The organism is Pedobacter sp. ASV12 (assembly GCF_016429155.1).
In the GTDB taxonomy this organism is placed as follows: domain Bacteria; phylum Bacteroidota; class Bacteroidia; order Sphingobacteriales; family Sphingobacteriaceae; genus Pedobacter.
The window spans coordinates 1-10,162 of record NZ_JAELUC010000108.1; the positions used below are offsets into that span (position 1 = coordinate 1).

General features: G+C 44.4%; 8 protein-coding genes. All 8 read right to left on the bottom strand.

The window, feature by feature from the left end:
* Positions 1–70 precede the first annotated feature (70 nt).
* The 8 genes from JHD69_RS17690 to JHD69_RS17725 all read right to left on the bottom strand — a co-directional run bounded on the left by JHD69_RS17690 (position 71) and on the right by JHD69_RS17725 (position 10,141).
* Positions 71–835 (bottom strand): hypothetical protein, encoded by a 765-nt coding sequence (locus tag JHD69_RS17690; RefSeq protein ID WP_199141678.1) that lies wholly within the window; start codon positions 833–835, stop codon positions 71–73.
* Positions 835–1,326 (bottom strand): MarR family winged helix-turn-helix transcriptional regulator, encoded by a 492-nt coding sequence (locus tag JHD69_RS17695; RefSeq protein WP_199141679.1) that lies wholly within the window; start codon positions 1,324–1,326, stop codon positions 835–837. Before JHD69_RS17695 ends, JHD69_RS17690 begins: the two co-directional genes overlap by 1 nt.
* Positions 1,327–1,649: 323 nt before the next feature.
* The gene (locus JHD69_RS17700) at positions 1,650–2,006 is read right to left on the bottom strand and encodes a response regulator (protein ID WP_199141680.1); all 357 of its coding nucleotides are present in this window, start codon (positions 2,004–2,006) and stop codon (positions 1,650–1,652) included.
* Positions 2,007–2,227: 221 nt separating this feature from the next.
* Positions 2,228–2,860: an RNA polymerase sigma-70 factor gene (locus JHD69_RS17705; RefSeq protein WP_199141681.1), complete on the bottom strand. Its 633-nt coding sequence runs from the start codon at positions 2,858–2,860 to the stop codon at positions 2,228–2,230.
* Between the two features lie 157 nt (positions 2,861–3,017).
* Complete coding sequence (locus tag JHD69_RS17710; protein ID WP_199141682.1) at positions 3,018–4,472, bottom strand: RagB/SusD family nutrient uptake outer membrane protein; 1,455 nt, start codon at positions 4,470–4,472, stop codon at positions 3,018–3,020.
* Positions 4,473–4,480: 8 nt separating this feature from the next.
* Positions 4,481–8,062: a SusC/RagA family TonB-linked outer membrane protein gene (locus JHD69_RS17715; RefSeq protein ID WP_199141683.1), complete on the bottom strand. Its 3,582-nt coding sequence runs from the start codon at positions 8,060–8,062 to the stop codon at positions 4,481–4,483.
* A gap of 125 nt (positions 8,063–8,187) precedes the next feature.
* Positions 8,188–9,363 carry a FecR family protein gene (locus JHD69_RS17720; RefSeq protein WP_199141684.1) on the bottom strand — a complete coding sequence of 392 codons (1,176 nt, stop codon included), beginning with the start codon at positions 9,361–9,363 and terminating at the stop codon, positions 8,188–8,190.
* Between the two features lie 154 nt (positions 9,364–9,517).
* Positions 9,518–10,141, bottom strand: coding sequence for a LysE family translocator (locus JHD69_RS17725; protein WP_199141685.1), 624 nt, complete (start codon positions 10,139–10,141; stop codon positions 9,518–9,520).
* Between the last annotated feature and the right edge of the window lie 21 nt (positions 10,142–10,162).

The following is a 10,162-nucleotide window of genomic DNA, read 5'->3' on the forward strand; positions in this document are numbered from 1 at the left end:
AGATGTGTATAAGAGACAGAAACAACCCAAGAAAAATAAGCCTTGAAGTCTGCAGCGCCACCCAGTTGCCTTATTCATAAACCACATAGTTTACCTTATCAATACCCGTATTTCCTGATTTTTCATGGTAGGCATACAGAATCAGTTCGTAATTTCCGGCTGCCGTCAGTTTTACGTCGCCTTCGAAAAGGTTGGTCGAAACCAGTGACAGCTTAACCTCCCCTAAGTATTTTCCGTCTTTTTTAAGAATGCCTCTCACTTCCATCTCTTCCGAATTCCATACCCCTCCTTTTTCTACTACACAACCACACATCATCACCACGTTGGCCTGAAACTGAAAAGGCCGATCTTTAACCGAATTTAAGGCGATGTACTGATGGGTACGCGGCTTTAAGATATCAATGATGAAGCCTGGGATTTCGAGCACAATGCCATCGCCCAATATGTCTTTTCCGGGAAGCAGCCATAATTCGGTGCTCACTTTGGCCTGGGCCTGTTTTTGGTTAAAGGGCGAAATTACTTCTATGCTTACAAAAGTTGGTTCATCAATATCTATTTTGGCCAGGAAACCAGCGGTTTGCGCATCGGCGATAGAAAGGCCCCTTGTTTTCGGTACTTTCATAATCAAGTCGGTATTTCCGGTGCTTCCGCTTGTTTTTCCTTCGGCCAAAATCTGTTGGTTAACCTTGTTTCTGATGATCACATAAGCACCACCGAGCGAACTCCCAATAAATTTGGCATCCCTGCCTTTTGCCCTTACCATGACCTTGGTTTCTACTGCACCGGCCATCAGACCGGCAAACAGCAAGAGGTTCATTAAAACAAATGTTTTCATTAAATAGTCGAATTAAGATATTCCTGCTTAAACCTTTGCTGAAAAGAGCTGGTTTTTAATGCCAGGTCTATACCGTCGAGATAACCGAGGATGGCCAAATCGTTATTGAGCATTTTGAGGATGGCTCTTTCGCAGCTGTCCCAAATCTTCAACAATTGGGGCATCATATTCAAGGCTTTAGCTGAAAGGGAAACCATTTGTTTCCGCTTGTCGATACTGTCTTTTTTCAGTTGCAAATAGCCTTTATCGGCCATCTTTTTAACGATAATGGCCACCGATGGATGGGTATAGCCCAGAGGTTCGGCAATAGCCGTAATCGGAACCTCTCCCATTTCCTGCAAAAGCATAAATATCAGGTACCAATTGGGTTCAATATCGATACCGAGCTCTTTGTAAAACCGCCTAACGTCGTGCGACATGCGATCGCTTATTCTTTTCAACCGGCTGTCGAGGGCCTTGTAGCCCATGTCTTTGATAATATCTGCTTCCATTTGCTATTTTTCTGAAAGGCAAACATACAAAAATAAAGTCAACTATATAGTTAACTTTATTTTATTTTCAGCTTTATAGAATCTAGCAATCTGCCCGCAGGCGCCTGCATTCCGTAAATCCATTACGGCGAAACCAAAGCAAGGCTACGGGTTACTGCTAAAAAATGGGTACGGGAGGCTAGCTTCCCGTACCCTACTTAAATTAACAAAAAGAGAGCATCAGATTTAAGGCAATACGACCTGGCTTATAAACACAACTCTGAATAGGGACTTGTGTTAAGCATTAATTACTTTACGTTACTCAAGCTATTGAAGTGTTTATTCTAAATAAAAAGCATTTCCAAACGGTTTCTGATTTCAAGAAGTGATGTTCTTGGGGGCAGGAACTGAACAGCTCCAGCCAAAAGCATCTTCTGTATACGGTTAACGTCTGCTTCATTGTCAGAAAAAACCACGATGGAAGTTTCAAGCGCCAAAAAGCCAATCAGTTCTTCCAATTTTTCGCCTCCTGGCAAGGAAATGTCGATAATGGCCAGGTTAAAACCTCCACTGCTGATAAGTGCTACTACTTCGTCTATACCTGTAGCCTCCTTTATACTTGCACTTGGCCACATGTTATATAATAATGACCTTAATCCTACACGGATGGTTTGGTGCTGATCTGCCAATAATACATTCATTTCACAGTGCTATAATTAAGGCATAACCATGCAAAATGTCCGAACGTTGCCCTGCTTAAGCATTGCCAGCCGGCATTTTACCCCACCCAAAGTTTTACTTGGTTATAGGTGCCACAATCCATAACGGATTGTGCATTTGTACGTAACATTACGTTGCCTTAAGTAGTATGACACTGCAATACGATCCCGATGGGGGATACAATAAAAAAATAATAAAAAAACTAGCTACCAAACAGATAACCAGCCAATACCAGTAATAAGGAGAATTTAAACAACACGGCTATAAGGATCTGATAGCCGGCGCCGTTCTTTTTGAAATGAAACCGTATTTTTTTTAAGGCCAGCTTCATGTATTCGTGAACCGTTTGAGGGGATATATTCATTTTCTCGGCTGCTTCGGCATATTTTAGACCTTCCTGGTGGCAAAGACGATAAACCGTTCTTTGCTGTGCCGACAGCGTATCGAGGGCATCGCTAAGCAAGCGCTTGGTTTCTCTATAGTCGAGTTCCTTGTTGGTGCTTTCTTCAAGCTCTGTTTGGGCCAGGCTGAGCTTTAGGTTGAGTTTCGCATGATGTGCCAGTTGCCTCAAAACATTAAAGGAAGTATTGCGTACGGTACGGTTCAGGTAAGCGCCAAAATTTTCAATTGTCCCAAGGGTCTCTCTTTTTAGCCATAGCTTTAAAAAGATGTCCTGCACAATTTCTCCAGCCAGTTCTTGAGAATGCGTAATTTTCTTGGCAAATGCAAACACGTATCTGTGATAATGCTTAAACAGCTGCGCAAAAGCCGCTTGGCTCCCATCAGCTATTTGAAGCAATATTTCTCTTTCATTTAACAGCTGTTCGACCGCCATTTGTTGGATTTCTTTATAAAAAGCACGTTTAAGTCTTATATAGGGAGCTTACGGCTAAAGTTAATAAAAAGATCAGGCATACCTAAGATTAACCAGAAACGAAGCTTATTTTTTATTCCATCCTTTTCAATGCCGCGCTCCAAATATGGGTTAATCCCTAAGGGTTTTGGGGCATAGCTGGATTGGCTGCCAAAATATATAAGGGCAGCCTCAGCGTAAACCTTTCGGGCTTTAGCACATAGCTTGCTACTACCCTGCCGTTGTCATCGTAAACCAGATGGGATTTGCCCACCGTAGCCGCATATTCGGGATCGGCAACCAGCCTGCGCATATCGAACCAACGCAGTCCATCCACTGCAAACTCGCGCATGCGTTCTTCCAGGATAAATTTGGTTAGCGCCACCTTGTTGCTTGTTGCCGAAAATGGGATAAGCGCTTCCGAAGCTGGCATTCTGTTTTTTCTAAAGGCCAATAGCTCTGTTGCTGCCGTACCTGTATCGCCCATGCGCGACCTGCATTCGGCCCGTAATAGGTATATATCTGCCACCCCAATGCCCATATTGCTATAGCCCTTGCCATAAGCGCGCCTCATGCCCAAGGGATAAGGCTTAGCAGCTGCCAGCGGATAGGGACTAAAAAACTTAAGGCGTTGGTCGTTTGGGCTGAACAAGGAAATTGTTTGCGGATTTAAGACCAAAGCCGATAGCAGGTAATAGTACTGATTGGTAGCCCGCTTCAAATAAAGTATTTCCTTGTCTTTAAACGCGTCTGTCCTAGGCGGTCCTGTAAAGGAATTGATGGGGTACCAGATTCCTCCTGCAAGCAGTTCCTTGTTAAAATCGTACAGTCCCAGGTCAATACTTGTTTGCTGCAGCCCTGTGATTGCTTTATCCAACAATGGCAATGCCAGGTCAAATTTGCCCATAAACACATAGACCTTTCCCAATAGGGCCTCACCTGCTGCCCTGGTCATTCTTACCCTGTTTGTAATCTTAACGGGAAGGTCTGGAAGGGCTTCGTTCAAATCGGCCAAAATCTGGTCATAGGCCTGCTGTACGGTTGCCCGTGTAAATTTGGTTTGGGTAGCATCGGCTATTGTGAGCAAAGGCACACCCAAATCCGAAGCAGCGGTTTCAGACTGATAGGGCTTGCCATATAAATTAACCAGCATCCAATACACATAAGCCCTGCCAGCAAGCGCTTCGGCTCTCAGCATTTTCTGCTGCGTCAAATCCCCCCCTTTAGAATCGAGCACTTCGTTGATTACTTTGTTGTAGAGGTAGAGCTGTTGGCTAAACATAGTAAACTCTGACCTGATTGCATCGGCAGGATAAATATCATCTGCCCATTTAAAGGCATTTTGATGGGTTAGCCTGGTATCCGATTCGAAATATGAAGCTGAGGCTGCAACTTCGTCGGACATCAATACAGTAGAAACGCTGGTAATTTCTGATAATGTACCTACATCATTGAGGATAAGGTCATAATCTGCCATTTTTTGGGCAATAAGATAGCCCTTCGGATCAATATCCAAGAACTTTTTCTTACAGGCGGCAAACAACAGGCCACAACACAGCAAGCAAATTATTTTATGATATTTAAAGCAGTTCATGTCGATGGTTAGAGATTTAGTGAAACGCCAAAAGCGATGGTATTCTGATTGGAGGGCATTTGACTCGAGGACGCGAGCCTTGCATCCTGAAATTCGGGATCTATTCCGTATTTATTGGCTTTCCAGAGCATTACGTTGGACAATTGGGCCTTCAGATTCAATCCGCCTATTTTCATTTTTCTAACTATTCTTTCGGGTACCTGATAGGATAAGGCAAGCTCTCTTAGCTTTACATAAGCCGCGCTCACTACATTTAGGTTGCCTCTGGTATAAAAATCGGTAAAGCGCCGGCTTGAAGAGAGGTTGCTATTGGCAATAAAAGCCGGAATATTGGTAAAGGACTCGTCGCCAGGCTGTTTCCAGCGATTGGCAAATTCTGCATGGAGGTTGCCAGCTTGGAGGTTTTGCTGCGAAATAAAACCCGCTCCAGTAAATACTTGATTCATGTCCCTGTACATGACATCGCCAAAGTTGTAGGCCAAGTTAAGATTGAGCGAAAAATTCCTGTACCTGAACATGTTGGCCAAGCCACCATTCCAAATCGGCTGTATGCTGCCCATATACAAAACATCTTCCGGCAATACATCTATATTTCTCTTGGTTAGTGCGCCATTGGCCAACCTAACCAGCGGATCGCCAAGCTGATCCAATCCGGCATAGTTGTAGGCATAGATGGCAGAGGCCGATTGGCCAATGGTATATAATGAACTTACTTGTTGCGTACCCGTAGTAATCGGGATAAGCAAAGCGCCAGCATTCAGTACCTTATTCTTGTTGTAGGATATAACCAAGCTGCTATGCCAAGCAAAATCCCTTCCTATGATATGGGTCGCATTGAGCGTAAGCTCTATGCCCCTGTTGTTCATTCGGCCTATATTGCCATTGATGGCGTCGGCGCCCACAATTGGGTTTATTGGCATCCTGCCTAACATACCGCTTGTTTTTTTGACATAGTAATCAAACGTTCCTGAAATACGGTGTTGCAGCAAGCCAAAATCAATACCCAAGTTGTAGTTTGCTGTATGTTCCCAAGTAAGTTTGGGGTTGCCCAAGGTAGATAAAACCAGCGCCTGTCCACCTGGCGCATTGCTCAACACCTTTGTTGCAAATACATCTTTTGAAGAAGAATAGCCTGGCTTAGGCGCATTTCCAGTAATGCCATAGGTGGCCCTGAGCAACAAAGTACTGATCCAATTGTGGGTCGATAGCCAAGATTCGGCGCCGATGTTCCATTTCAGGCCGGCACTCCATACAGGTCTTTGTTGCGCAGTACGGTCTGACCCAAACAAATTGCTTTGGTCGTTTCGCCAGCTGGCATTTACAATATATTTGCCTTTAAAAACATAACCTGCATTGGCATAATAGGAAAAGTACCTGGTACGCGGCACGCTTTCAAATTCTGAGAAATACATGTTAGGATCTAAAACAGATCCGCTTAAGCCTTTGCTCAATATAGGATTTTTCACGCCAGTAGAACTTAGGGTCTGGTAATCGACCATGGCATAAGTCTGCAGGCTCGGGTTGTAGCCCAAAACAGTACTTGTGGTATTCAAGGTAAGCTGCTCCTGCAATTCGTTGCCCAACAAAACAGTTAGCTGGTGCTGTTCCTTATTCCAACCGTGGCTATAATTCAATTGGTTCCTAATCACCCAGTTCTGCAAATCAATGCGGCTACTGGTGTATTGGCCACCAAAATTAGGCAAGTTATAGCTAACCGAACCGTCACTGTTTGCTACTGCAAAATTAACCGTATTTATCCTTTGCTGGTAATTGCTTTGATCAAGATATCTCCTGTAATTTCCTATACCTTTAATATAGCCGTAAAGACCTTCGAAATGCAGCCCTTTAATAAGCTCCATGTCTAGGCCGGCATTAAACCTTCCCTTAAAATCGTTGCCTTTGCTAAAGCCACTTTGCGCATCCTGCAGGGGATTATAATTGAGGCCAAGCTTGCTCTGGCTTTCAATCGATGGCCGTTGCGCTTCGCTCAAATAGCCGAGATAAGGCATAGCAAGGGCATTGCCGTTGGCATCTTGAAACAGCTGATAGGGCAGAAAACGATTGTCGACAGCCTTAAAATTGGCGGCAGCGGCTAACTGATAATTAAGGTCGGCTATCAGGTAAAGCTTTAAACGCTTGCCAATCCCGAAATCCTGCCGGGTATTGATCTTAAAAGCCTGGTTGCTTTCGCCGGGTGTATAGCTTTGGGTATTGGTGTAGGCAAGGGAGTTGTAAAATGTGTGCCTTTCGGTGCCGCCCGCAACAGCGAGACTGTGGTTCATTAAGATGGCTGGACGATACCAAACATCACCCATTTGGGCTACATTGCTGATTCTGGAAAGGCTATCCAACTTGGCATTGCCCTGCGCTGCACTGAGCACTCCCCTGTTCATATCATAGAGAATCTGCCTATCGGGCGAAATGCCAATAGTTACGGTGGGTTGGCGATACACCGTGGCATTGCTGTAGGGCCAATACACCGGGTCGAAGGTTTCTCTCGAAGCCTGTATGTACTGCGCACTGCTGAGTACCGGAAAATAATCGTATTGTGGCCTGCCCTGAAAATTCACAAAGAAATTATAATTGACCTTGGTTTTGCCGGCATCTCCTTTCTTGGTGGTGATTACAATAACCCCATTGGCTGCTCTCGAGCCCCAAATCGATGCGGCCGTAGCATCCTTAAGTACCGTAATGTTCGCTACGTCTTGCGGATTGATAGCCGAAATATTGCCAATATCCATGGCCAGACCATCAACCACAATCAATGGCGACCGGTTGGCGTTAAGCGTTGATAAGCCACGAACCAAAATGGTATTGCCCTCTTTGTTGGCCGCTGGCGAATTATTGACGACCATACCTGCTACCAAGCCATCGAGCCTTTGCAACACATTCATGGAAGATGTACGTGCAGCCATCAGCTCCAGGTTTGGGGTAGCAAACGAGCCGGCACTTCTCTCGCGTGTAAGCGTTTGATAGCCCGTATTGACCTCCACTTCTTTTAAATTGCCGGAAAGGACCAGCTTTAAGTCGGCCAGGTTTTCGGCAACCCTCACCGTCAATGGCTCGTAGCCTACATAAGTAATGTACAGCGATGTACTGTCGGCCAGGCCCTTTATTTGAAAACTGCCATCGGCAAGTGTCGTAGTCAGCACCTTGCGTAGCTTGCTTTCCTTTTCTGTTCCGGTAGGCAACAGGCTAATTGTCGCTCCTTCCAAGGGCTTGCCTTCTTCATCGAGCACACGGCCCTTGACGTCTATTCCTTTAAAATAGGCAACGATTTTGCCTAACAGACTTTTTTGCTTTACCGAAACCACAATCGAGTTGTTCTCAAATTCATATTGAAGTGGCTGATTTTCGAAAATCAGGTTGAGGGTTTCCCTTAAATCGCGGTCTTTCACTTCAATGGTAACCGGAACGGCCTTTTTTAACGCATTTTCGGTAAAAAGAAAGCCTACGCCAGTTTGCTGGCGCATTTTACGAAGTACTTTTTCCAATGCCGAATTGCGCTCATTGAGCGTAACTTTTTGGGCATAGCAAACCTTGAATAATAATGTAAATAGGATGATTAACAGTATTTTTTGTTGCTTCATATAAGACAAAAAACTAATTTACCGTTAATAAGAATTGCCTGGATTAACCCACATATTCCAGTTACAAGATAACCGATTTTTTTGGGTTGCCAACCATAAATGGAAAAAATACGGCTGACCAGAAATTAACGGCTTACCTGGATCGTTCTGCCTTTGATTTGGAACTTGATTGGCTTGGCTTTAGCAAGGATAGTCAGTACTTCATCCAATTTTTTTGTCCTTGAAATCTGACCGGTAAATGTTTCCTCCGACGGCGGATCTACAAAATCTATTTTTACATCGTACCATTTGGCCAACTTGGCCATAATTTGGGCAATAGTTTCGTTGTTAAAGTTAAAATAGCCGTCTCTCCAGGCCACTACATCTTCAACATCCACGCTATATACCTTTAGCTGGTTTCCCGCTATGGCCGCCTGTTCGCCTGGCTTGAGCAACCTGGTTAAAGACTGGCCATTATAGGCCAATGCCACCTTTACTTTTCCCTCTAGCAGCGTAGTTTTTGCCATTGTTTCGTCCTGGTAGTTTTGGATGTTGAAATGCGTACCCAGTACTTCTACGCTTTGCGAACGGCTGTTGACCACGAAGCTATGTTTTTCAGCTTTAGCTACCTCAAAATAGCCCTCTCCGCTAAATTCTACCCTCCTATCTCCATTAAACGTTGCAGGAAACCTGATGGAAGAAGAAGCATTGAGCCAAACCTTTGTGCCATCGGGCAAAACGAGCTGATAAGTACCGCCCTTAGGGGTACTCAATGTATATTCCTGCCCCAAATCGGCGGGATTGATACCTGAAAGTGATGTTCCGTTACTGTACAACAGTTTGTTTTCTTGCAGCATAATTCCGGTTTGGCTTTCACTTAGCGCAATACGTTTGTTGTTGGCCAGCGTTAGAAATGCCTTGTATCCACCAGTATTTATGCCGCTGCGTGCTACTTGGTCGGCCAACGAAAGTGCGGTTTTCTTTTGGTAGAAATAAAGGCCGAGCCCTAATACCATGGCTATGGTTGCAGCTATTCCAATTCTTGTCCACAGGCGTTTAAGCTTGGATTGCCTTTGTATCTGTCGGCTCGCTACGGCTGGATCATTAGGCTGAAAGATATGGTTAAGCGCCTGTTCTTGTTGCAGGGCCGTAAGCTCGACAGGTGCTACTTGGTAGAACGCTTCGGAAAGCGAATGCTTTATTTCTGCTTCAAATACCGGATCGTCGATATAGTCCCATAACTCGATTTTGTCTGCTTCAGTAATGGTTTGCTGCAAATAAAGTTCAATCAGTTCCTGAAGCCTAGCATTGGTTCTTTCCATATCTTTTTAGCCTAAAAAAGGCCTGTTCTTTTAACAAGAGCTAGGCAGGCCATCTAAAATTGCTGTTGGCTGCCAAGCCTTGAAGTAAAAGTAAGCTTTTAGAACATTTCTAGCGATATTTTTTTAACGTTCCGATTAGGCATCCAATTGTTTGTTAGCGATTGCCAGATAACAGCAATTTAAGTCCCAAGCCTATCATAACCACGCCTGCCACTTTTTCGAAACCTGATTTTAGCTTGTCGAACCGTGGATATTTAGCCATGCTGGCAAAACCAAAGGCTAGGATGCCAAACCAAATCAAATGGATAAACGCAATGGCCAACCCATAAAGCAGCTGCTGCCATAAAGGCGTTGCAGGGCTAACCAATTGGACAAAAATACTCACAATAAAAATAGTTGTTTTAGGGTTGGTTACATTACAGATAAAACCTTGGCGTAGCGCTTTTGCAGGCGATAAGGACTGAACAACTGCTTTTTCGCCACCAGGAGCAATTGCTTTTCCCTTTGTCCAGCTCATTTTGATGCCGATATAGATCAGGTATAAGGCACCAATGGTTTTGAGGATAGTAAAAAGCAAAACAGACTGCGAAATGAGATAGCCAATTCCTAAAATGGTATAGGCCACATGGATCAATACGGCCAAAGCAATGCCTGTGGCCGTGTACATGCCCACGCTGTGGCTATGCAATAAACTATTGCGGGTTACAACTACAAAATCTGGTCCCGGACTAATGGTGGCCAAAGTGGCAATGGTTAAAACTGTAAGCAGCTCTATCATGACTGTCTCTTATACACATCT